General features: G+C 68.6%; 19 protein-coding genes. 13 read left to right on the top strand and 6 right to left on the bottom strand.

Annotated features, from left to right (window positions below; all coding sequences use genetic code 11):
• Nucleotides 1-17: 17 nt before the first annotated feature.
• Together H9658_RS05645 and H9658_RS05640 are read left to right on the top strand one after the other, a co-directional pair.
• Nucleotides 18-908: an MBL fold metallo-hydrolase gene (locus H9658_RS05645; RefSeq protein ID WP_191824661.1), complete on the top strand. Its 891-nt coding sequence runs from the start codon at nucleotides 18-20 to the stop codon at nucleotides 906-908.
• A 113-nt stretch (nucleotides 909-1,021) separates the two neighbouring features.
• Entirely contained in the window at nucleotides 1,022-2,752 is a 1,731-nt protein-coding gene (locus tag H9658_RS05640) for a glycoside hydrolase family 9 protein (protein ID WP_191824660.1), read from the top strand.
• Nucleotides 2,753-2,873: 121 nt separating this feature from the next.
• Here H9658_RS05640 and H9658_RS05635 read toward each other — a convergent pair whose 3' ends face one another.
• Together H9658_RS05635 and upp are read right to left on the bottom strand one after the other, a co-directional pair.
• On the bottom strand, nucleotides 2,874-3,308 hold the full coding sequence (locus H9658_RS05635) for a hypothetical protein (protein WP_179563907.1): 435 nt from the start codon (nucleotides 3,306-3,308) through the stop codon (nucleotides 2,874-2,876).
• A gap of 207 nt (nucleotides 3,309-3,515) precedes the next feature.
• Complete coding sequence (gene upp / locus H9658_RS05630) at nucleotides 3,516-4,148, bottom strand: uracil phosphoribosyltransferase (protein WP_145700641.1); 633 nt, start codon at nucleotides 4,146-4,148, stop codon at nucleotides 3,516-3,518.
• A gap of 158 nt (nucleotides 4,149-4,306) precedes the next feature.
• Between upp and H9658_RS05625 the strand changes: the two genes are divergently transcribed.
• The gene (locus H9658_RS05625) at nucleotides 4,307-6,829 is read left to right on the top strand and encodes a TonB-dependent receptor (RefSeq protein WP_406848111.1); all 2,523 of its coding nucleotides are present in this window, start codon (nucleotides 4,307-4,309) and stop codon (nucleotides 6,827-6,829) included.
• 14 nt (nucleotides 6,830-6,843) lie between these two features.
• Nucleotides 6,844-8,007, top strand: a complete 1,164-nt coding sequence (locus H9658_RS05620) for a phytase (protein WP_191824658.1) — start codon at nucleotides 6,844-6,846, stop codon at nucleotides 8,005-8,007.
• 149 nt (nucleotides 8,008-8,156) lie between these two features.
• Here the strand turns inward: H9658_RS05620 and H9658_RS05615 are convergent, their stop codons facing one another.
• Both H9658_RS05615 and H9658_RS05610 read right to left on the bottom strand, forming a co-directional pair.
• Nucleotides 8,157-8,456, bottom strand: a complete 300-nt coding sequence (locus tag H9658_RS05615) for a hypothetical protein (protein ID WP_179563909.1) — start codon at nucleotides 8,454-8,456, stop codon at nucleotides 8,157-8,159.
• Between the two features lie 13 nt (nucleotides 8,457-8,469).
• Nucleotides 8,470-9,966 carry an aminotransferase class III-fold pyridoxal phosphate-dependent enzyme gene (locus H9658_RS05610; RefSeq protein ID WP_191824657.1) on the bottom strand — a complete coding sequence of 499 codons (1,497 nt, stop codon included), beginning with the start codon at nucleotides 9,964-9,966 and terminating at the stop codon, nucleotides 8,470-8,472.
• Nucleotides 9,967-10,094: 128 nt separating this feature from the next.
• On the opposite strand from H9658_RS05610, the gene H9658_RS05605 reads away from it, so the two are divergent.
• From H9658_RS05605 to secF, 6 genes are all read left to right on the top strand, one after another.
• Entirely contained in the window at nucleotides 10,095-10,526 is a 432-nt protein-coding gene (locus H9658_RS05605; RefSeq protein WP_179563911.1) for an Lrp/AsnC family transcriptional regulator, read from the top strand.
• A 141-nt stretch (nucleotides 10,527-10,667) separates the two neighbouring features.
• On the top strand, nucleotides 10,668-11,720 hold the full coding sequence (queA, locus tag H9658_RS05600; RefSeq protein ID WP_191824656.1) for a tRNA preQ1(34) S-adenosylmethionine ribosyltransferase-isomerase QueA: 1,053 nt from the start codon (nucleotides 10,668-10,670) through the stop codon (nucleotides 11,718-11,720).
• A gap of 72 nt (nucleotides 11,721-11,792) precedes the next feature.
• Nucleotides 11,793-12,938, top strand: coding sequence for a tRNA guanosine(34) transglycosylase Tgt (gene tgt, locus H9658_RS05595; protein WP_179563913.1), 1,146 nt, complete (start codon nucleotides 11,793-11,795; stop codon nucleotides 12,936-12,938).
• 465 nt (nucleotides 12,939-13,403) lie between these two features.
• Nucleotides 13,404-13,748, top strand: a complete 345-nt coding sequence (gene yajC, locus H9658_RS05590) for a preprotein translocase subunit YajC (protein ID WP_145700623.1) — start codon at nucleotides 13,404-13,406, stop codon at nucleotides 13,746-13,748.
• Nucleotides 13,749-13,804: 56 nt separating this feature from the next.
• On the top strand, nucleotides 13,805-15,649 hold the full coding sequence (gene secD / locus H9658_RS05585) for a protein translocase subunit SecD (RefSeq protein WP_179563914.1): 1,845 nt from the start codon (nucleotides 13,805-13,807) through the stop codon (nucleotides 15,647-15,649).
• A gap of 121 nt (nucleotides 15,650-15,770) precedes the next feature.
• Nucleotides 15,771-16,736, top strand: coding sequence for a protein translocase subunit SecF (secF, locus tag H9658_RS05580; RefSeq protein ID WP_179563915.1), 966 nt, complete (start codon nucleotides 15,771-15,773; stop codon nucleotides 16,734-16,736).
• Nucleotides 16,737-16,925: 189 nt separating this feature from the next.
• On the opposite strand, the gene H9658_RS05575 is transcribed toward secF, so the two are convergent.
• Nucleotides 16,926-17,753 carry an inositol monophosphatase family protein gene (locus tag H9658_RS05575; protein ID WP_179563916.1) on the bottom strand — a complete coding sequence of 276 codons (828 nt, stop codon included), beginning with the start codon at nucleotides 17,751-17,753 and terminating at the stop codon, nucleotides 16,926-16,928.
• Between the two features lie 115 nt (nucleotides 17,754-17,868).
• Between H9658_RS05575 and H9658_RS05570 the strand changes: the two genes are divergently transcribed.
• The 3 genes from H9658_RS05570 (at nucleotide 17,869) to H9658_RS05560 (ending at nucleotide 21,890) form a co-directional block, all read left to right on the top strand.
• The gene (locus H9658_RS05570) at nucleotides 17,869-18,630 is read left to right on the top strand and encodes an RNA methyltransferase (RefSeq protein WP_179563917.1); all 762 of its coding nucleotides are present in this window, start codon (nucleotides 17,869-17,871) and stop codon (nucleotides 18,628-18,630) included.
• Between the two features lie 234 nt (nucleotides 18,631-18,864).
• A complete protein-coding gene (locus H9658_RS05565) occupies nucleotides 18,865-19,755 on the top strand; it encodes a phosphate/phosphite/phosphonate ABC transporter substrate-binding protein (protein ID WP_191824838.1) in 891 nt (296 codons plus the stop codon).
• Nucleotides 19,752-21,890 carry a putative bifunctional diguanylate cyclase/phosphodiesterase gene (locus tag H9658_RS05560; RefSeq protein ID WP_191824655.1) on the top strand — a complete coding sequence of 713 codons (2,139 nt, stop codon included), beginning with the start codon at nucleotides 19,752-19,754 and terminating at the stop codon, nucleotides 21,888-21,890. Before H9658_RS05565 ends, H9658_RS05560 begins: the two co-directional genes overlap by 4 nt.
• Nucleotides 21,891-22,005: 115 nt before the next feature.
• Here the strand turns inward: H9658_RS05560 and H9658_RS05555 are convergent, their stop codons facing one another.
• Complete coding sequence (locus H9658_RS05555) at nucleotides 22,006-22,983, bottom strand: glycoside hydrolase family 43 protein (RefSeq protein WP_225209782.1); 978 nt, start codon at nucleotides 22,981-22,983, stop codon at nucleotides 22,006-22,008.
• Between the last annotated feature and the right edge of the window lie 218 nt (nucleotides 22,984-23,201).

The raw sequence follows: 23,201 nt of genomic DNA, 5'->3' as shown, positions 1-23,201 counted from the left end.
AATCCCGAATCCCTGCAATGAAGCTCTGGTCCATCCAAGGCAACTCCCAGAAACTCGACGGCGGCGCGATGTTCGGCAACGCGCCCAAGGCGATGTGGCAGCAGTGGGCCGCCCCCGACGACGGCAACCGCATCGCGCTGGCCTGCCGCGCGCTGCTGGCGCGCCCGCTGGCCGGCAAGACGGTGCTGTTCGAGACCGGTGTCGGCGCGTTCTTCGCGCCGGCGCTGCGCGAGCGCTACGGGATCCAGGAAGAGCGCCACGTGCTGCTGGAGTCGTTGCACGAGGCCGGCGTCGCGCATACCGACATCGACGTGGTGGTGTTGAGCCACCTGCACTTCGACCATGCCGGCGGGCTGTTGGCGCCATGGCGCGAAGGCGCCGCGCCGGAACTGCTGTTCCCGAACGCGCGCTTCCTGGTCGGCGCGGCGCACTGGCAGCGCGCGCTGCAGCCGCATCCGCGCGACCGCGCCAGCTTCATTCCCGAATTGCCCGGCCTGCTGGAGGCCAGCGGCCGCCTGGAGCTGGTCGACGGCGACTATTCGCGCAGCCTGGGCGAGGCGGTGCGCTTCCGTTTCAGCGACGGGCACACGCCGGGGCTGATGCTGGCCGAGATCGTCGGCGCGCAGCAGGTCGAGGGCCAGGCGCATGGCGGCGTCGCCTTCTGCGCCGACCTGATCCCCGGGCGCTCCTGGGTGCATGTGCCGATCACGATGGGCTACGACCGCAACGCCGAACTGCTGATCGACGAGAAGCGCGCGTTCCTGGAAGACGCGCTGGCGCGCAACGTGCACCTGTTCTTTACCCACGACCCGGACTGCGCGCTGGCGCAACTGGCGCGCGACGGCAAGGGCCGTTTCGTCACCACGCACGAGCTGCCGTCGCTGCAGGCGCGGTCGCTGGCGGGTTAGGGCGCCAGCCCCGATCGCGTGACAGGCCGCAGGCGCCGCGGCATTCCGGCTGGCGGCTGAAAGCGCGCCGCGCCGCGCTTGCAGCCGTCATCGCGGCCGGCCAGTATCGGCGCATGAACCTGCCTACCGCCTTGCGTTGCCTGCTTCTCGCCTGCCTGGTCGTCGGTGGCTGCGCTTCGCGTTCCGAGGATGCCGCCATGTCGCCGATCCGGCTCAACCAGGTCGGCTATCTGCCGGCCGCCAGCAAGCTTGCGGTGGTGCCCGATGGCCACGGCGACGCCTTCGCGGTCGAACGCGCCGACTCGGGCAAGGTGGTGCTGCGCGGCACGCTGGGGCCGGTGGCGACATGGGCGCCGGCGCAACAGGCGGTGCGCATCGCCGATTTCTCCGCGCTGCGCGAACCGGGCCGCTATCGCCTGCGCGTGGACGGGCTGGCGCCATCGGACAGCTTCGCCATTGCCGCCGACGCCTACGACGCGGTGACGCGCGCGGCACTGAAAGCCTATTACTTCAACCGCGCCAGCACCGCGCTGCCCGGCGAGTACGCCGGCCGCCACGCGCGCGCGGAAGGGCATCCCGACACCCACGTGCTGGTCCACGCCTCGGCGGGCTCGCCGGGACGTCCGGCCGGCACCGCGATCTCCGCGCCGAAGGGTTGGTACGACGCCGGCGACTACAACAAGTACGTGGTCAATTCCGGCATCACCGTGTACACGCTGCTGGCCGCCTACGAACAATTCCCGGCCTACTTCGCCGCGCAGAAGGAAGGCATTCCGGACAGCGGCGGCGGCGTGCCCGACATCCTGCGCGAGGTCGACTGGAACCTGCAGTGGCTGCTGGCGATGCAGGATCCGGGCGACGGCGGGGTCTACCACAAGCTGACCAACCTGGACTTCGGCGGCATGCAGATGCCCGACCAGGCGCGCGCGCCGCGTTACGTGGTGCAGAAGAGCACCGCGGCCACGCTCGACTTCGCGGCGGTGATGGCCCAGGCCAGCCGCATCTACGCCCCGTTCGACGACCGCTTCGACGGCGTGTCCAAGCGCATGCTGCAGGCCTCGCGCCGCGCCTGGGCGTGGGCGCAGGCGCATCCGGATGCGGTCTACCGGCAGCCGGCGGACGTGCATACCGGCGGCTACAACGACGACAAGCTCGACGACGAGTTCGCCTGGGCGGCGACCGAACTGTACCTGGCCACCGGCGACGACGCGTTCTACGACGCGGCGATGGCGCGCAACGTGCCGGCGAGCGTGCCGAACTGGGGCTCGGTCGGCGGGCTGGCGTGGATGTCGCTGGCGCAGCACCGCACGCGGCTGACCGCGCACGCGGACCAGGCGCGCATCGCGCACGAGATCGACAGCGTGGCCACGCACTTGCTGCATGCCTGGCAGGGCTCGGCGTGGAAAGTGGCGATGGCCCCGGGCGACTTCCATTGGGGCAGCAACAGCACCGCGCTGAACCAGGCGATGCTGCTGCTGCAGGCCTATCGGCTGCAAGGCAAGCCGGAGTACCTGCAGGCCGCGCAGTCGCAGCTGGACTACGTGCTCGGGCGCAACCCGCTGGGCATGTCGTTCGTGACCGGCATCGGCGCGCGTTCGCCGCTGCACATCCACCATCGCATCTCCATCGCCGATGGCGTCGCCCTGCCGGTGCCGGGCCTGCTGGTCGGCGGTCCGCAGCCGGGCCAGCAGGACGCCCGGGAGTGCAAGCACGCCTACGCCTCGTCGTTGCCGGCGCTGTCCTACCTGGACCAGGAATGCAGTTATGCCAGCAACGAGGTGGCGATCAACTGGAACGCGCCGCTGGTGTACGTGAGCGCAGCGCTGCAGAACCTGCAGCGCTGAGCGTGGTGCGCCGGCGGTGCCGGCGCTGCGTGGTGGCCGCCGCGCCGTCGCCTGACGGCTGCATCTCGCTTGCCGATGCTCGCGGCCGCCGCGGCGGCAGCGCGCCGCCGCCGCGAGCGCACTAGGACTGGATCAGGTAAGGCGCGCCGCCGTCGTTGACGCCGATGGCCGGCGCGACATTGCCGAGCCCGACCGCATCCTGCGGCACCAATGCCGTGATCAGCGCCTGGTAGGCCTGGCTGGCCGAATTTTCCCAGTAGGCGAGTTGGCCGAACACGATGCAAGGCGGCGTGCTTCCCGGCGCCAGGCCGGTCTGCAACACGTTCAGTACCGTGGCTACGTCGGCGGCGGTGAACGTTTCGCCAAGGTTGTCGTAGAGGGGGAGATTGATCCCGATCAGGTTGCCGTTGCTCACCACGGCGATGCCCACGCTGGACAGCAAGGTGCTGAACTGCAACAGGGCGCCCTGGTTGTTGCCGCTTTCCAGATCCAGTTGCGCGAATTGCTGCGGGCCGATCGCCAGCGGATTGGAGGCTTGATTGAGGGAATAGCTCATATGCCGTGTCCTGAAGGAAGGAGGGATGCGGCCGGCCCGGCGCGTCCGCGGTGGGACAGCGGGCGCGCCGACGGCGATGCCCGCCGCGGGGGTGCGGACGGAGACCGGGCCGCGGCCGCCGCCTGGGGCAGCGACGGCCATGGCCGCCTTGCCTAGAACGTGGACACGAACGCCTTGTGAGTGCCGCCGCGCGCGGCGGCGGCGGGCTCAACCCACCCGGGTGCCGAAGATGCGGTCGCCAGCGTCGCCGAGGCCGGGCAGGATGTAGCCCTTGTCGTTGAGGTGGTCGTCGATCGCGGCGGTATAGACCTCCACGTCCGGATGCGCCGCTTCCAGCGCGCGCAGTCCTTCCGGCGCGGCGACCAGGAAGATGCCCTTGATCCGCCGCGCGCCGGCGCGCTTGAGCATGTCCACGGTGGCGATCAGGGTGCCGCCGGTGGCCAGCATCGGATCCAGGATCAGCGCGTCGCGTTCCTCCAGGCGGCCGGTGAGGCGCTCGAAGTAGGGCACCGGTTGCAGCGTCTCCTCGTCGCGCTGCAGGCCGACCACGCTGACCCGCGCCGCGGGGATCAGCGCCAGCACGCCCGGCAGCATGCCCAGCCCCGCGCGCAGGATCGGCACCAGGGTGATCTTGGCGCCGGCGATGCGTTGCACCTGGGTGGGGCCGGCCCAGCCGTCCATCGTGTGTGTCTCGGTTTCCAGATCGGCGGTGGCCTCGTAGCCGAGCAGGGTGCCCAGTTCGGTGACCAGTTCGCGGAAGCCCTTGGTGCTCAGTGCGGCATCGCGCAGCAGGCCGATCTTGTGCTGCACCAGGGGATGGCGGACTTCGACGATCTTCATGGGCGCACTCGCAACGGGGGTGCGCACAGTGTGCCGCAGCCGGCTCCGTGGCCGCCAGCTGCCCGTCCGGCGCCGGCGTGTCACTAGCACGCAACGTGTCGGAAATATGTTGTTTCCCAATTCTTAACGTTAGATGGGGATCCGCATCCGTGCATACCGTGCCTAGCAAGACTCCGCTGTTCGTGGCGATCGCGTTCGGCCTGGGCGCCGCCTGCGCCGGCTACGGCGCGCAGGCCGCCGACGCCGCCGATGCGGCGATCGATCTGGAGCGGGTCGAAGTCCGCCCGCAACTCGAGGCCCAGGCCCGCGCGGTGGATCTCAAACGTGGCGCCGACGCGATCCTGGACGCGGTCTCGGCCGACGAGGTCGGCGACTATCCGGACCAGAACGTCGCCGAATCGCTGCAGCGCCTGCCGGGGGTCAGCGTCACCCGCGACCAGGGCGAGGGCCGTTTCGTGGTGGTGCGCGGGCTGGACGCGGCGCTCAACAGCGTCAGCATCGACGGCATCGCCATCGGCACCCCGGAGAGCGACAACCGCGCCGCGCCGATGGACGTGATCCCGTCCGAATCCACCGAGCGGCTGAAGGTGGTCAAGTCGCCGACCCCGGACATGCCCGGCGATGCGATCGGCGGCGCGATCCTGGTCGAGTCGGCCTCGGCGTTCGATCGCGACGGCCGCAGCATCCGCGCCAAGCTCGAGGCCAATCACCAGCAGCTCAGCGGCAAGACCAGCCCCAAGGCCTCGTTCAACTACAGCGACCTGTTCGCCGACGACACGTTCGGGATCGCGCTGGGCCTGAACTACCAGGACCGCGAGTTCGAGTCCGACAACACCGAAGGCGAGTACGACGCGATCGACAATGGCGACCTGGTCATGGTCGAGCAGCAGCGCCGCAAGTACCACATCGACCGCAAGCGCATCGGCGCCAATCTCAACCTGGACTGGCATCCGGACCAGGACAACCGCTATTACCTGCGCACGCTGTTCAGCAGCTTCAAGGATGCCGAGACCCGGCAGAACACGGTGATTTCCTTCGACGCCGACGACATCCAGGCCAACGGCGACGGCACCTACTCGGCGCCGGTGGACAAGCTGTCCAAGCGGGTGCGCTACCGCACCAAGCAGCAGGACACGCTGGCGGCGAGCTTCGGTGGCGAGAACAACCTGGGCGGCGCGGTGCTGGACTACCAGGCCGGCTATACCAAGACCCGCGAGCGGGTGAACGACGAGAAGGAGGCACGCTTCAAGTACGACGGCGACGATCTCGACGCGACCATCGACCAGAACGGCCGCCTGCCTGCCATCGGCCTGTCCGGCGACGACTGGGTGTCCAACGGCAACTACGTGTTCGACAAGTTCGTGCTCTCGCCCGGCCGCACCGACGACGACGAATACAGCGCAAAGATCAACGTGCGCTTCGACGCCGACAACGCCAGCTACAAATTCGGCCTGCTCGGGCGCTGGCGCGACCGCGACGTGGACAAGAACGAGAGCGAGCTGTCCGAAGGTCCCGACATCGACCTGGCCGACTGGACCGTGGCGCCGCCCGAACACCGCCACAACAGCCTGGGCCAGGCGTTGAGTTCCTCGGCGATGCGCGCCTACTGGGCGCGCAACGGCAGCCAGTACAGCGCCGACGACGGTGATGTCGGCAGCAATGCGGTCGGCGCGTTGTCGGAGGACTATGTCGCCAAGGAGGACGTGCTGGCCGCGTATGCGATGGGCACCCGGGATATCGGCGCGTTGCGGGTGATCGCCGGCGTGCGCGTGGAGAGCACCCGGTTCAAGGCCAGCGGCTACCAGGTCGACGTCGGCGACGACGGCGAGTCGTTCGCGGCCAGCGCGCTGCAGGCCAGCAGCAGCTACACCAATGTGTTGCCGGGCCTGCACCTGCGCTGGAACGGCGGCGAGGACTGGTCGCTGCGCGCGGCGCTGAACAAGACCGTGTCGCGGCCCGGCTTCGGCCAGGTCGCCCCGCACGCGACCATCAACAACGACGACGAGGAAGCGGAACTGGGCAATCCGAATCTGGATCCCTACGCGTCGACCAACCTCGACCTGTCGTTCGAGCGCTACCTGGGCAAGACCGGCATCGTCTCGCTGGGCCTGTTCGGCAAGTCGATCGACGGCTACATCGTGGACACGGTGATCGACAACGCGCCCGCCTACGCCGGTTACGACGTCAGCATGGCGATCAACGGCAAGCGCGCCAAGGTCTACGGCGCCGAGTTCAACTGGCAGCAGCAGTTAGCGTTCCTGCCGGAAGGCTGGAACGGCCTGCTCGGCGGCGTCAGCGGCACCTGGCTGCATACCGAGTTCGACCCGGGCCTGGACGATCGCGAAGGCGAGGACTTCACCTTGCCGCGCGCCTCCAGGAACGTCTATACCGCCTTCCTCGGCTACGAACGCGACGGCTTCTCCACCCGGCTCTCGGCGGTGTACCGCAGTGCGTACCTCGACGAGCTGGGCAAGGCCCGCGACTACGATATCTTCGTGGCACCCAACACCCAGCTCGATTTCAGTCTCGATTACCAGGTGACCGACACCGTGCAGTTGTACTTCGACGCCTCCAACCTGCTCGACAAGCCGCTGGAGCGCTACCAGGGCACGCGTGCGCACACCCAGCAGTACGAGGAATACGGCCGCACCTTCGCCGTCGGCGTGCGGGTGAAGCTGTGACGGGCGCGCATTCGATGCTGCGCCTGGGGGCGCTCGCACTGGCCTGCGGGCTGCTCGTGGCCTGTGCCAACACGCCGTCGACCGGCGCGGCGGCGGCACCTGTCGCTACGCCCGTCGCCAAGCCGGCAGCGGCCGACCGCGAACCGGACGAGGGCGCGCAACACGATCCGTTGCTGAGCGAGGCCAAGCTGCCGCATGAGGTGATCGCAGAAGCGTTCCTCACCGCGTCCACCCCGGCCGACAACCTCGATTCGCCGGCCAGCTGGACCACGCCGCAGGGCCAGCGTTGGATCATCACCACCGCCAAGAAGAGCGGCGAGCTGGTGGTGTTCGACGGCGACAGCGGCCAGCGCCTGCGCACCGTCGGCGGCAAGGGCGCCGCGCCCGGGCAGATGGACCGGCCCAACGGCATCGCCGTGGTCGGCGACCTGGCGTTGGTGGTCGAGCGCGACAACCATCGCGTGCAGGCCTTCTCGCTGCCGGACTTCGCCTCGGTCGCGCTGTTCGGCGCCGAGGATCTGAAGAAGCCGTACGGGCTGTGGGCGCAGCCGAAGGACGGCGGCATCGAGGTCGTCGTCAGCGACAACTACATGCTCGGCGCGGACGAGGAAACCGTGCCGCCGCTGGCGCAGTTGGGCCAGCGCTTCCGCCGCTACCAGCTGCGCAGGCAAGGCCAGGCCTGGACCGCGACGCTGACCCAGACCTTCGGCGAGACCTCGGCGGCCGGCGCGATCCGCATCGCCGAATCGGTGTACGCCGATCCGGCGCACGACCGCCTGCTGCTGGCCGAGGAAGACGTGGCCAGCGGCACCCGCCTGCGCGAATACGGCCTGGCCGACGGCAAGTACCGCGGACGCGACATCGGCGCCGACCTGTACAAGGCGCAGGCCGAGGGCATCGCGCTGCTGAGCTGCGCCGACGGCAGCGGCTACTGGATCGGCACCGACCAGTTCAAGGACCGCAGCCTGTTCCACGTGTTCGACCGGCAGACGCTGGCGCATGTCGGCGCCTTCGCCGGCAAGGTCACCGCCAACACCGACGGCGTGTGGCTGGATCAGCGCGGCGACAAGCGCTTCCCGCAGGGCGTGTTCTATGCCTTGCACGACGACCAGGCGGTGGCCGCGTTCGACTGGCGCGACATCGCGCGCAGCTTGCGGCTGAAGGAGTGCGCGCGCTGAGGTGGATGGCGATCTGCCGCGTAACCCGCGCGCAGATCGCCCTTCGCCGGCACCACGCGCGCGGCCGTAGCCGATCGATCGGTTTCGTTCGGATCGGTGGCGCTATGAGGTGCGGTCGAATCGTCCGGGGGATGCCGCGCTCGCGCGACTCACTGCGCCAGGCGGTAGAGCAGGAACGCCGCCAGCGCCAGCAGCGCCCAGCACAGCAGGCCGACCCCGATCACCGCGTCGTCGCTGGCGATCAGGCTGCCGCTGGCGTTGCGGTAGAACAGCGGTTGGCCGTGGCGGCGCTTGCCGGGCCGCCGCGGTGGCCGGTCGCGGCGGGCTTCGGCGCGGATCCAGCCCAGCGACAGCACCGGCAGCAGCAGGCGGCCGCTCCAGTAGCCGAACAGTTGCAGGACGAGTTCGAACAGCGGCCGGGCGATCGCCTCGGCCAGTTCCTGCACCATGTGCCAGCCGGCCTTAAGCGGCGGCGGCCTGCGCCAGGCGCGGGCCCTCGCGCAGCGCGCGGCCGATCAGGCCGACCAGCAGGTCCAGCTCGTCGCTGTCCATCGCGAAATGCGGGGTGAAGCGCAGCGAGTTCTCGCCGCCGTGGATCACGTTGACCCCGTGCTGGCGCAGCCATTCCTCGGTGGAGCCGGCGCCGTAGCACTTGAACTGCGGGGCCAGCGCGCAGGAGAACAGCAGGCCGGTGCCCTGCACCTGGGTGATCAGTCCGCCGAGCTCGCTCTTGAGCTTCTCCAGTTTCTGTACCGCCTCGGCGCCGCGCGCGCGGATGTTGGCGCGTACCTGCGGGGTCAGCTGCGCCAGCGTGGCGCTGGCCACGTCCAGCGCGCGCGGGTTGCTGGTCATGGTGTTGCCGTAGGTGCCCTTGCGGTACAGCTGCGCGGCATGTTCGGTCACCGCCAGCACCGACAGCGGGTACTGCGCGGCGTTGAGCGCCTTGGAATAGGTTTCCATGTCCGGCGGATCGAGCTGTTCGAAGCCGGGGTAGTCCACCACCGACAGCACGCCGTGGGCGCGCAGCCCGGCCTGGATCGAATCGACCAGCAGCAGGCTGCCGTGGGCGCGGGTGAGTTCGCGCGCCGCGGCGTAGAACGCCGGCGGCAGCGCGCGGCCCGGGTCGCCTTCGCCCATCACCGGCTCCAGGAACACCGCCTCGACGAACCAGCCGTGCTGCTCGGCGTCGGCGAACGCGCGGCGCAGGGCCTCCACGTCGTAGGGCGCGATCGCGATCACCGAATCCTCGCCGCGATAGCTGGCCAGGTGCTGCACGTAGGCCTTGCGGCTGGAATCGGAATACAGACCCGGCCGGTCGGTACGGCCGTGGAAGCTGCCCTTGACCACGATGCGCTTGATCCTGGCGCCGGCATGGCGCGCGCCCGGATCGGTCTGCAGCTTGGCGTTGATGTCGGCGATGCGCGCGGCCAGGCCCACCGCTTCGGAGCCGGAGTTGAGGCACATGAACTTGCTGTACGGACAGCCGCCGCGCTGCTGGCCGATCTCGGCGCGCAGCGCGCGGTCGAAGCGCAGCTGCGACAGGCTCGGGGTCATCACGTTGGCCATCGCCTGCGGCCGCGCCATCGCTTCCAGCACCGCGTCCGGGGTGTGGCCGAAGCCGAGCATGCCGTAGCCGCCGGCGTCGTACAGCACCGCGCCCTTCAGCGTGACCACCCACGGCCCGCGCGCGGCCAGCGCCACGTACGGGGTCACCGCGTCGTCGGCGTAGAAATTGACGAAGCCGGCCTGCAGCGTGCGGATCTGCTCGACCTCGTCCAGTTCGAGCAGGTCGGCGAACTCCGCGGCCAGGCGCGCATGGTCCGCGCCGGCGGCGGCGATCGCGGCGCCCAACTGCGGGTGCGAGGCGGCCAGGCGGTCGATGCTGGCATCGTCCAGGCCGGCGGTCAGGCGTTCGCCGGCATGGGCGCGCAGCGGGGCGAGGGGGCCGAGTACGGACATGCGGGATCTCCTGGAGGCGGGTCGTCTAGCGATAGACCTTCTATTATCAGGACCGGATCGTCGATTGGCAGAGTTGATTTGTGCAGGAAATCGGATAATTTCGTCGATTCGACGAAATCCGGCCGCGCATGAAGATCACGTCCTCCGACGAACGCCTGCTCTCGCTGCTGCGCGAGGACGCCCGCGCCTCCACCGCGCAGATCGCCCGCAAGCTCGGCCTGTCGCGCACCACCGTGCAGAGCCGGATCGAGCGGCTGGAACGCGAGGGGGTGATCTGCGGCTATACGGTGCGCACCCGCGGCGACTTCGAGCAGGGCCACATCCGCGCGCACATCCTGATCACCGTGCTGCCGAAGAAGATGACCTCGGTGGTCAAGGCGCTGCGCGAGATCGACGAGATCCGCGTGCTGCACTCGGTCAGCGGCTCCTACGACCTGATCGCACTGGGCGTGGTGCCGGGGGTCAACGACATGGACGTGCTGACCGACCGCATCGGCGCGGTCGACGGGGTGGAGCGGACGACGTCGTCGATCATTCTTTCGACCAAATTCGAGCGCTGATAGGCGGGGATTCGGAATTCGGGATTGGGGATTCGGCAAAGCGGAGCCAGGCGCCGCGCTTTTGCGAATCCCCAATCCCGAATCCCCAATCCCGGCCCTCCAGCTACAATGACCGGCCACCTGCACTGTGATACGCCGGCCTTGAAGAAGTCCGATTTCCGCTACGAGCTGCCCGAGGAACTGATCGCGCAGGCGCCGCTGGCCGAACGTTCCGCCAGCCGCCTGCTGCTGGTGCCGCCGGCGCCGGCGCCGTTCGCCGATCGCCAGGTGCGCGATCTGCCCGAGCTGTTGCAGCCGGGCGATCTGCTGGTGTTCAACGATACCCGGGTGATCCCGGCGCGGCTGTTCGGCAACAAGAGCAGCGGCGGTCGCGTGGAGATCCTGATCGAGCGCCTGCTGGGCGGCCAGCGCGCGCGCGCGCAGCTGGGCGTGAGCAAGTCGCCCAAGGCCGGGGCGCGCATCGCCCTGGATGCCGGTGGCGAGGCCGAGGTGCTGGACCGCGATGGCGAGTTCTACGTGCTGCAATTCCACGTGCCCGACACGCTGGAAGCGTGGCTGCAACAGGCCGGGCGCCTGCCGTTGCCGCCGTACATCCGCCGCGACCCCGGACTGGACGACCGCGAACGCTACCAGACCGTGTTCGCGCGCGAGGCCGGCGCGGTCGCCGCGCCGACCGCCGGCCTGCATTTCGATGCGCCGTTGCTGGAGGCGCTGCAGGCGCGCGGCGTGAGCGTCGGCCATGTCACCCTGCACGTGGGCGCAGGCACCTTCCAGCCGGTGCGGGTTGAGGCGCTCGCGCAGCACGTGATGCACCGCGAATGGCTCAACGTCGGCGCCAGCCTGGTCGAGCAGGTGCGGCGCACGCGCGCCGCCGGCGGCCGCGTGATCGCCGTCGGGACCACGGTGGTGCGCGCGCTGGAGAGCGCATCGAAGGACGGCGAGCTGCATCCGTTCGCCGGCGAAACCCAGATCTTCATCCTGCCCGGCTATCGCATCCGCAGCGTCGATGCGATGGTCACCAACTTCCATCTGCCGGAAAGCACGCTGCTGATGATGGTCTCGGCCTTCGCCGGCCGCGAACGCATCTTCGACGCGTACCGGCATGCGATCGAACAGCGCTACCGCTTCTTCAGCTACGGCGATGCGATGTTGCTGTGGAGCGGGGAAACGGGAATGGGGAATGGGGAATCGTAAAAAGCACAAACCATTGCTCCGTCCGTTGCCGTTGCCACTCCCGATTCCCGATTCTCCATTCCCGGCCTTTCAATGTCCCGATTGCAGTTCCAGCTAGACACCACCGACGGCGCCGCGCGCCGCGGCCGCCTGACCTTTCCGCGCGGCACGGTGGAAACCCCGGCGTTCATGCCGGTCGGGACCTACGGTTCGGTCAAGGGCGTGCTGCCCGAGCAGATCAAGGCGCTGGGCGCGCAGATCATCCTCGGCAATACCTTCCACCTGTACCTGCGGCCGGGGCTGGACGTGATCGGCGACCATGGCGGGCTGCACGGCTTCGCCCGCTGGGACGGGCCGATCCTGACCGATTCGGGCGGTTTCCAGGTGTTCTCGCTGGCGCACCGGCGCAAGATCAGCGAGCAGGGGGTGACCTTCGCTTCGCCGACCGACGGCGCCAAGGTGTTCCTGGGGCCCGAGGAGAGCATGCGGATCCAGAAGGTGCTCGACTCGGACATCGTGATGATCTTCGACGAGTGCACCCCGTACCCGGCCACCGAGGACGTGGCGCGCCGCTCGATGGAGCTGAGCCTGCGCTGGGCGCAGCGCTCGCGCGATGCGCACGAGGCCTTGAGCAACGACGCGGCGCTGTTCGGCATCGTCCAGGGCGGCGTGCATGCGGACCTGCGCACGCGCTCGATCGAGGGCCTGCAGGCGATCGGCTTCGACGGCTACGCGATCGGCGGGCTGGCGGTGGGCGAGCCGGAGCACGAGCGCAACGCGATGCTCGAACACCTGCATCCGCGGCTGCCGGCCGACCGGCCGCGCTACCTGATGGGGGTAGGGCGGCCGGAGGACCTGGTCGAGGGCGTGGCCCGCGGCGTGGACATGTTCGACTGCGTGATGCCGACCCGCAACGCGCGCAACGGCCACTATTTCACCTCGTTCGGCACCGTACGCATCCGCAACGCCCGCTACGAGCGCGACCTGGCGCCGATCGAGCCGGGCTGCGGCTGCCACGCCTGCAGCGGCGGCTATACCCGCTCCTACCTGCGCCATCTGGACCGCTGCAACGAGATGCTGGCGCCGATGCTGGGCACCCTGCACAACCTCTGGTACTACCAGAAGCTGATGGCCGACATGCGCGCGGCGATCGCCGCGGGAACCTTTGCCCAGTTCCGGCGGTCCTTCTATGCGGCACGCGGAGTGGAAGCAACGCCACTCCCATCGGAGCAGGGATAAAGCCCCTCTCCCCCCGGGAGAGGGGTTGGGGTGAGGGTACGGGGCGCAGCCTCGCGGGCATCGAAAGCACACGAGGCTGCGCCCGTACCCTCATCCGCCGCTGCGCGGCACCTTCTCCCGGTGGGAGAAGGGGGGGGGCTGCGGCCTGCTTCAGTAAGTGGCGGCGGCCTGTCGTAGCGGGAATAAGCCCCTCTCCCGTCGGGAGAGGGGTTGGGGTGAGGGTACGGGCGCAGCCTCGCGAGCATCGAAAGCACAGGAAGCTTTGCCCGTACCCTCATCCGCCGCTGCGCAGCACCTTCCGCCGAGAAGGGGGCTTGCTGCCGGTGGGAGAAGGCAGGGCGCGACGGTCGTTCCGGGCGTAAGGGGAGATCGTGGCATAATCGGCGGCTGCTTGCCGCCTCCGGCGACAAACCAGCAGTCCGCGCCTTCACCGGCGACGGGCTGCCCAAACCATAGGACACACCGATGAACCCGCTCGATTTCCTGATTCCCGTAGCCCAGGCGCAGACCGCCGGTGCCGCTCCTGCCGCTGGCGGCGGCATGCAGATGTTCCTGCTGCCGATCATCCTGATCGCGGTGATGTACTTCGTGATGATCCGCCCGCAGATGAAGCGGCAGAAGGAGCACAAGTCGATGCTGGACAAGCTCGGCCGCGGCGACGAGGTCATCACCTCCGGCGGCGTGGCCGGCGTGGTCACCGACATCGGCGACAACTTCATCACCGTGGAAATCGCCGACAACGTGCGCATCCGCGTGCAGAAGGGCGCCATCGGCAACGTGCTGCCCAAGGGCACGCTGAAGTCCGCCTGATCCATTTCTCTTACTGCTAGGCGCGGCGCCGGCGTGGCGTCGCGCGGGGTCCTGCAATGCTCGAGTTTCCGCGCTGGAAGTATTTCCTCATCCTGATCGTGCTGGCGTTCAGTGCGTTGTACGCGCTGCCCAACGTCTACCAGAAGGACCCCTCGGTACAGATCACCGCCAGCCGCGGCGGCCAGCTCGACGAGGCCCTGCGCGAGCGGGTCAGCGCCGAACTGAAGGCGGCCGGGATCACTCCCAAGTCGGTGGCCAAGGAGGGCGACAGCCTGATGGTGCGCCTGCCGAGCCTGCAGGCGCAGACCCGCGCCAACGACATCCTGCGCCAGCAGGTGGGCGAGAACTACACGGTGGCGCTGAACCTGGCCTCGACCGTGCCGCAGTGGCTGTCGGCGATCGGCGGCAAGCCGATGGTGCTGGGCCTGGACCTGGTCGGCGGCGTGCACTTCGCGCTGCAGGTGGACCAGAAGGCGGCGCTGGACAAGCGCCTGGACGCCTTCGCCGAGGACATCCGCACCACGCTGCGCGACAGCCGCATTGCCTACCGCTCGGTCGAGCGCCGTGCCGACAACAGCATCCAGGTCGGCCTGGGCGAGGGCGCCGACGTCAACGCCGCGCGTGCCGCGCTGGCCAAGGCGCAGCCGACGCTGAGCTATGCCGTATCCGGGCAGACCATCGCGGTCAGCGTGCCCGACGCCGAGCTCAAGCAGATCGCCGCCGGCGCGATCGAGCAGAACCTGACCACGCTGCGCAACCGCGTCAATCAGCTGGGCGTGGCCGAGCCGATCATCCAGCGCCAGGGCGAAGACCGCATCGTGGTCGAACTGCCGGGCGTGCAGGACACCGCCGAGGCCAAGCGCATGATCGGCGCCACCGCCACGCTGGAGTTCCGCGGCGTGGTCGAGGGCAATGCCGAGGACGCAGTGCGCACCGGCAACATCCCGCCGGAGGCCAAGGTGTTCCGCCTGCGCGACAGCGGTGCCCCGGTGCTGCTGAACAAGCGCGTGCTGGTGTCCGGCGACCAGATGGTCAACGCCACCGTCAGCAACGACCAGAACGGCCTGCCGGCGGTGTCGGTCACGCTCAACAACGTCGCCGGCCAGCGCATGTTCGACTACACCAGCGCCAACACCGGCAAGCTGATGTCGGTGGTCTACATCGAGCGCATCCCGACCGTGAGCATGGTCGACGGCAAGGAAGTGCGCAGCGTGCGGGTCAAGGAAGAAGCCCTGGCGCCGACCCGCATCGCCGGCGTGTTCGGCAAGAACTTCCAGACCACCGGCCTGGAGAAGGTCGAGGCCGAGAACCTGGCCAAGCTGCTGCGCGCCGGTTCGCTGGCCGCGCCGATGGACTTCGTCGAGGAATACGTGATCGGCCCGAGCCTGGGTGCGGAGAACGTCGAACGCGGCGTCACCGCGGTGCTGTACGCGTTCCTGTTCACCCTGGTGTTCTTCGGCGTGTACTACCGCATGTTCGGCGCGATCACCTCGGTGGCGCTGCTGATGAACCTGCTGATTGTGGTCTCGGTGATGTCGCTGTTCGGCGCCACCATGACCTTGCCCGGCTTCGCCGGCCTGGCCCTGTCGGTCGGCCTGTCGGTGGACGCCAACGTGCTGATCAACGAACGTATCCGCGAGGAGCTGCGGCTGGGCGTCCCGCCGAAATCGGCGATCGTGGCCGGCTACGACAAGGCGGGCGGCACCATCCTCGACGCCAACCTCACCGGCCTGATCGTCGGCGTGGCCCTGTACGCGTTCGGGACCGGCCCGCTGAAGGGGTTCGCGTTGACCATGATCATCGGCATCTTCGCTTCGATGTTCACCGCGATCACCGTGTCGCGCGCGCTGGCGACGCTGATCTACAGCCGTCGCAAGAAACTCAAGTCGCTGGCGATCTGAGCCGCACGCGAATCCTTCGCACGACCCTGCGCATCGCTGCGCAGGGGATGAACAATGCGAGTCCTTCGCAAGAGCCCGCCCATCGATGTGCGGGGTCCAAAAAATTGAAGAGCATGTCTCCATGAAAATCTTCCCGCTTCATCTGATCCCGAACGACACCAAGATCGACTTCATGCGTTGGCGGCGTCCGACCCTGGTGCTGATGCTGGTGCTGGCGGTGGCGTCGCTCGGGGTGATCTTCGCCAAGGGCTTCAACTACGCGTTGGAATTCACCGGCGGCGCGCTGGTGCAGACCAGCTTCCAGAAGCCGGTGGACATCGACCATGTGCGCGAGCAGCTGGCCACCGCCGGCTTCGAGAACGCGCAGGTGCAGAACGTCGGCAGCGGCAACGAGATCGTGATCCGCCTGCAGCCGCAGGGCGAGCACAACAACGAGGACGTGACCAAGAACCTCGCCGAGCAGGTGCGCAAGGCGGTGACCACCGCGGAGAACCCGGCGACGGTGAAGCCGGGCGAATTCGTCGGCCCGCAGGTCGGCAAGGACCTGGCGCTGAACGGCGTCTACGCGACCCTGTTCATGCTGGTCGGCTTCCTGATCTACATCGGCTTCCGCTTCGAGTGGAAGTTCGCGGTGGTGGCCAGCCTGACCGCGCTGTTCGACCTGCTGGTGACGGTGGCCTACATCTCGCTCACCGGCCGCGAGTTCGACCTGACCGTGCTGGCCGGCCTGCTGTCGGTGATGGGCTTTGCGATCAACGACATCATCGTGGTGTTCGACCGCGTGCGCGAGAACTTCCGCAGCCTGCGCGTGGAGCCGGTGGAAGTGCTGAACCGCTCGATCAACCAGACCCTGTCGCGCACCGTGATCACCGCGGTGATGTTCTTCCTGTCGGCGCTGGCGCTGTACCTGTACGGCGGCAACTCGATGGAAGGCCTGGCGCTGACCCACATGATCGGCGCGATCATCGTGGTGGTGTCCTCGGTGATCGTGGCGGTGCCGCTGCTGTCGATCGGCCCGTTCCAGGTCACCAAGCAGGACCTGCTGCCCAAGACCAAGGACGTCGAGGCGTTGGCGCGTAGGCCCTGAGAAGCTGGGAATGGGGAGTCGGGAATGGGGAATCGCAAAGGCGTGATTCCCTGGCCCTCAAACAGTCCCATAAAAAAAGCCGCGCATCTGCGCGGCTTTTTTGTTGCTGTGGGGGGATTTCTCAGCGTCTCAACGTCGGCGGCAAACCGCTTTTCCGATTCCCCATTCCCGACTCCCCATTCCCAGCCCTCAAAACTTCGCGTCGAACTCCGCCGCATACCCCGTATTGACGATCAGCTTCTGCAGCGCTTCGCTGACCTTGATGTTGCCGGCCACGATCTGGTACTGCGGGGTGCCGCGGTCGTCGATGCGGCCCGGGGTGGCGCCCTTGAAGTCGGTGATGCGGCCGCCGGCCTCGCGCACCAGCAGCACGCCGGCGGCGATGTCCCAGGCCTTCACCCCGGCCTCGAAGTAGGCGTCGGTGCGGCCGCAGGCCACGTAGGCCAGGTCCAGCGCGGCCGAGCCGGTGCGGCGGATGTCCTCGGCCTGGACCATCAGCGCGTCCACGCACTTGAGCTGGGCGCTGGTGCGCTTGCGTTCGCGCGGGGCGAAGCCGGTGTTGACCATCGCCCCGTTCAGTTCCTTGCGCTCGCTGACGCGGATGCGGCGGTCGTTGAGCACCGCGCCGTTGCCGCGGCTGGCGGTGAACAGCTCGTTGCGCAGCGGATCGAAGATCACCGCGTCGATCGGCTCGCCGTTTTCGACCAGGGCGATCGACACGCAGTAATGCGGGAAGCCGCGCAGGTAGTTGCTGGTGCCGTCGAGCGGGTCGATCACCCACATGTAGCGGCCGCCGCCCTGCACGCCGCCTTCCTCGCCCATCACCCCGTAATCGGGATAGGCGCGGCGCAGTTCCTTGACGATCACCTTCTCCGCGTCGGCATCGACTTCGCTGGCGTAGTCCATGCGGTCCTTCTGCACCACGTTCAGCGCTTCCAGCCGGTTGATGTGGCGCAACAGCACATTGCCGGCGAGGCGGGCGGCCTTGACCATGACGGTGACGGCGGGTTTTTGCATGGCAACGGCTCCCGAGAGGGCGGAGAAGGATCTGGCGGAGGAAAAGAACAGTCCGGCGCGAAGGCCGGCCGCACAGTTTACCATCTACGCCCCGTTCGCTCCGCATCTTCCTGCCATGACCGCATCCGCCCGCATCCGCTTCGTCCTGGTCGGTACCCAGCACCCCGGCAATATCGGGGCGGCGGCGCGGGCGATGAAGACCATGGGCCAGGCGCGGCTGGTGCTGGTGGCGCCGGAGCGCGCGCTCGACGAGGACGGCTACCGGCGCTCGGCCGGCGCCGAGGACGTGCTGCAGCAGGCGCCGGTGCTGGCCACCCTGGCCGAGGCGGTCGCCGACTGCCAACTGGTGCTCGGCTGCACCGCGCGCAGCCGGCGGGTGTCGCTGGAAGAACTGCTGCCGGCGGACGGTGCGCAGCGGCTGGTGAGCGCCGCCGCCGAGCAGGCCGAGGTGGCGCTGGTGTTCGGGCGCGAGCGCACCGGCCTGACCAACGAGGAACTGCAGCTGTGCCACGCGGCGGTGCACATTCCCTCCGATCCCGCATTCAGTTCGCTCAACCTGGCCGCGGCGGTGCAGGTGCTGGCCTACGAACTGCGTCTGGCGCTGCTGCGCGGCGAGGCCGCGGCGCCGGCCGCCGCGGAACCCGGTTTCCGCGAGGCGCCGGCCAGCCATGCGCAGCTGGAGGGCCTGTTCGGGCAGTTGGCCGACACCCTGGACGACATCGACTTCCACAAGGGCCGCGCGCCGGATTCGGCGATGCGCAAGCTGCGCCGGCTGTTCCTGCGCAACGCGCTGACCGAGCAGGAAGTGCGGCTGCTGCGCGGCATCCTGTCCGATGCGCAGCGCATGGCGCGGCTGGCGGGCCAGGCGCGCAGTTAGTTTCGCGACTCGGGACTCGGGACCCGGCAAAGCGGGGATTCCGGTCGTCGGCGACGGATCGCTTGTCGCAGCGCACCGCAAGTTCTCTCCCTTGCTGCGCCATGACCGCCCCGAATCCCAAATCCCAAATCCCCAATCCCGGCGTCACCAGCTGTCGCCGGCTGACGCTTTCGGCTAGGCTTACAGCCTCTACATGGGGAATGTGGTTTGCAAAATCCGCGGTGGCGTTTCGTCATGGTGTGGCTGGCGCTGGCGATCTGCTGGCCTGGGCTGGCGCACGCGCGTCCGACGGTGCTGGTCCTGGGCCGCATCAGCGACAACCCCAAGGCCCATTACGAGCAGTTGAAGCCGTTGCTGGACTACGTGGTGCCGCGCATGCGCGATGTCGGCATCACCTCCGGGCAGATCCTGATGGCCCGCGACAGCCAGCAGATGAGCAGCTACCTGCGCCGCGGCCGCGTCGACTGGGTCACCGAGACCGCGGCCACCGCGATGGCGCTGCAACAGCGCGGCGGGGTGCGGCCGCTGCTGCTGACCGAGCGCAACGGCGTGCGCGAGTACCGCACGGTGTTCTTCGTGCGCCGCGACGGGCCGGTGCACACCCTGCACGACCTGCAGGGCCGCACCCTGGCACTGCAGAGCACCTTGTCCACCAGCGCCTACCTGGTGCCGATGATGACCCTGTTCGAGCACGATCTGCATCCGGAGATCCTGCTCTCGCCGAAGGATCAGGCCTCGGCGAACACGGTCGGCTACGTGTTCGCGCGCTCCGAGCTCAACATCGCCTCCTATGTGCACAAGCACCTGGTCGACGCCGGCGCGCTGAGCAACCTGGACTGGGACGACGACCGCCGCGTGCCGCCCGCGTTCCGCCGCGATTTCCGGGTGATCTACCGCACCGAGCCGTTCCCGCGCGCGGTGGAGATGGTGCGCAGCGACCTGGCCTCGCCGGTGGAGGCGCGTCTGCGCGAGGTGTTGCTGGAAGCCGCCGACGACCCGCAGGGCAGCGCCGCGCTGCACAAGTTCTTCGGCACCTCCGGCTTCTACCCGGTCGATCCGGCCTCGCAGAAGCGGCTGGACCAGCTGCGTGCCGGCGTTGCGCAGGTCAAGCTGGAAGTCGAATGAAGAGGCTGCGTTTCGGACTGCAGGCCAGGTTCCTGCTGGCAATGGGCGTGGCCGCGTTGCTGATCATGGCGATCCTGGCGTTGATGCTGGAGCGGCAGGCGGCGATGCAGAACGAGGTGCGCACGCTCAGCGGCAACGTGATCCATGGCCTGTTCGACCGCAGCATGCGCACCCGCGGCGAAACCCTGGCGCGGCAGCTGTCCGATTCGCTGGCCAATCCGGTGTACTACTCGGACCTGGACGCGATCGGCACCCAGGTGCGCGCGGCGCTGGGCTACGTGGCGGTGGCCTACGTGCTGGTGTACGACGCCGACGGCCGCCTGATCCACGACGGCAGCGACGATCTACCCGGCTACGGCCAGCGCATGCGCGGCCCGATGGCCGATGCGGCGATCAAGGCCAACGGCCTGCTGGCGCAGGAATCCGACGAGATCCTGGACGTGTCGATGCCGATCATGATCGGCGACCAGCGCGTGGGCGGGGTGCGCGTGGGCATGTCCTGGACGCGGGCGCTGGTCTACGAGCGCAAGGCCGGCGAGAACCTGGACGAACGCCTGGATGCGCTGGGCAAGCGCCATCTGGGCTGGCTGTTGCTGCTGCTGGCGGCGCTGGGGCTGACCGCGGTGATGGTGGCGATCTATGTGCAGCGCACGCTGGTGGCGCCGGTGCGCTGGCTGGCCGCGGCCGCGCGCCAGATCGAGGCCGGCGACTACGTGGTGGAGCGCCGCGACAGCGGCCGCCACGACGAGGTCAGCGAACTGCTGCGCGCGTTCGGGCGCATGAGCGAGGCGATCGCGCGCCACGACCGCGACGTGCGCCACATGGCCTATACCGATGCCCTGACCGGGCTGACCAACCGGCTCGCGTTCCGCGAAGCGCTGGACCACCGCATGCTGTCGGCGCGCGCCTCGCATCGGCGCCTGGCGCTGCTGTTCGCCGACATCGACGACTTCAAGCGGATCAACGACACCCTCGGCCACGAGGCCGGCGACGAGGCGCTGCTGCAGTTCGCGCGGCGCATCCAGCTGGCGGTGGATCAGCTGGGCGGGCACGACGCGCTGCTGGCGCGCTTCGGCGGCGACGAGTTCGTGATCTTGGTCGAGGACGAGCACGTGGTGCAGGTCGCCACCGGCCTGGCCGAGCGCCTGGTGCAGGAACTGCGCGAGCCGCTGCGGATCCAGGACCGCGAGGTGTTCATGGGCACCTCGATCGGCATCACCGTCTACCCCGGCGATGCCGAGGACGCCTCGGCGCTGTTGAAGAACGGCGACATCGCGATGTACCAGGCCAAGCTGGCCGGCAAGAACTGCCACCGTTTCTACAGCCGCGCGATGGACTATGCGGTGGAACGGCGCGTGCACATGGAGCACGAGTTGCGCGGCGCCTGGGACCGCGACGAACTGAAGCTGGTGTACCAGCCGATCTTCCGCACCCTGGACCGGCGCATGGTCGGCGTGGAAGTGCTGCTGCGCTGGCAGCATCCGGCGCTGGGCACGATCTCGCCGACGGTGTTCATCGACGTGGCCGAGCAGAGCGGGTTGATCGAGAGCATCGGCCCCAAGGTGCTGCGTGCGGCCTGCATGGAGGCCACGCAATGGCAGCGCTTCGACGGCAGCCGCGACCTGTTCGTATCGGTCAACGTGTCGCCGCGGCAGCTGCGCAGCGGCGACCTGCCGGAAATCGTCGCCGACTGCCTGCGCGAATCCGGGCTGCCGGCGGCGCAGCTGCACCTGGAACTGACCGAGACCGCGGTGATCGGCGACGAGCTGCAGGCCGCGAGCATGCTGGCGCGGTTGCATCGCACCGGGGTCAAGGTGTGGCTGGACGACTTCGGCACCGGCTTCTCCGGGCTGAGCCACCTGCGCCAGGTGCCGGTGGACGGGGTCAAGATCGACAAGAGCTTCGTCGCCGACCTGCAGCGCGATCCCGACGACCTGGCCCTGACCACCGCGATCATCGCCATGGCGCATTCGCTGGGCATCACCGTGGTCGCCGAGGGCATCGAGCAGGAAGTGCAGTTCGAACTGCTGCGCGAGCGCGGCTGCGAACTGGGGCAGGGGTTCTGGCTCAGCCATCCGCTCAGCGCCACCGAGTTCCGGCAACTGCTGGCCAACGAGGGCATGCCGCGCGACTAGGCGCGGTGCCGATTCGGACGATCGCGCGCGTTTTTTGTAGGAGCGGCTTCAGCCGCGACAGGCATTGTCGGTAACGCCTGTCGCGGCCGAAGCCGCTCCTACGAAAGGCGGTGCCTCACCGCGCCACGTCGGGAATCGACACCCCGGCCTGGCTCTGCCGCACCGGTTGCATGGTGCCGTCCGGGTTGTAATGCAGGTACTCCACCGTCACCGCGCGCCGGCCGATGGCGCCGTTCAAGTCGCCGATCGCCAGGGTCGCGTTGTGCAGGAACAGGTACCAGTGCCGCTTGAACTCGACGATGCCCGGGTGGATGGTGAAGCTGTACTTGCCCGAGCCGGTCAGTTCGCCGCGATAGGTCCACGGCCCGGTGATGGCCGGCGCGGTCGAGTAGGACACGTGCTCGTCGCGTTGCGTGGCCCGGTCCAGCGAGGCGTAGGTCAGGTAGTACAGATCGCCGCGCTTGTGCAGCCACGGACCTTCCTCGAAATGCGGCGGGGTGATCTCGCGGATCGGGCCGTCGAGTTCGATCATGTTCGGCTTGAGCTTGGCCAGATAGCACTGGCGGTTGCCCCAGGCGATCCAGGTGCTGCCGTCGTCGTCGGTCAGCACGGTCGGGTCGATGTCTTCCCAGCTGTGCGTGCCCTTGGGCGTCATCTCATTGGTGATCAGCGCCGAGCCGCGCGCGTCCACGAACGGGCCGGTCGGCGTGTCCGCGACCGCCACCGCGATCGCCTTGCCCGGATGCGTGGCGTCGTGCTCCACCGCCGCGTAGAAATAGAACTTGCCGTTCTTCGCGATGGCCTGCGATGCCCACGCATCCTGCTTGGCCCAGTTGAAATCCTTGACGTTCATGATCGGCGCATGCGCGGTCCAGGTCTTCATGTCCCTGGTCGAATAGACCAGCCACTCGCGCATGGTGAACATCTCGTCGCGCTGCGCCTCGTCGTGGCCGACGTACAGATACAGCGTGTCGCCGACCACCAGGGGCGCAGGGTCGGCGGTGAACCGGTCGCGGACGATCGGATTGGAGCCGGCGGCCGCTGGCGGCTCCGCCGCGACCGCTGCGGCGGCGGCCGCGGCAAGCAGCGTCATGAGTCCGAGACGGCATCGCCGGCGGCGCCAGGTCTTGGTCAAGGCATGCATCGAGGTCTCCCTTTGGTAGCGCTAGCATCGCGGCGCAGCGGCGGCCGCATGCGCAGCCTAACTGAAGTGCCGGGACTGGGGACTCGGGACTCGGAGGAGTGGGGGGCCAGTACTGCAAGGCTCTTAATAAAATTGGCCGCGTAGATAGCGGCTTTTTTATTCGGTAA

This window comes from Xanthomonas bonasiae, from assembly GCF_014836395.1.
Classification (GTDB): Bacteria; Pseudomonadota; Gammaproteobacteria; order Xanthomonadales; family Xanthomonadaceae; genus Xanthomonas_A; species Xanthomonas_A bonasiae.
Note: the sequence above shows the minus strand (reverse complement) of the source record. Positions and strands in the feature narration are given on the sequence as shown.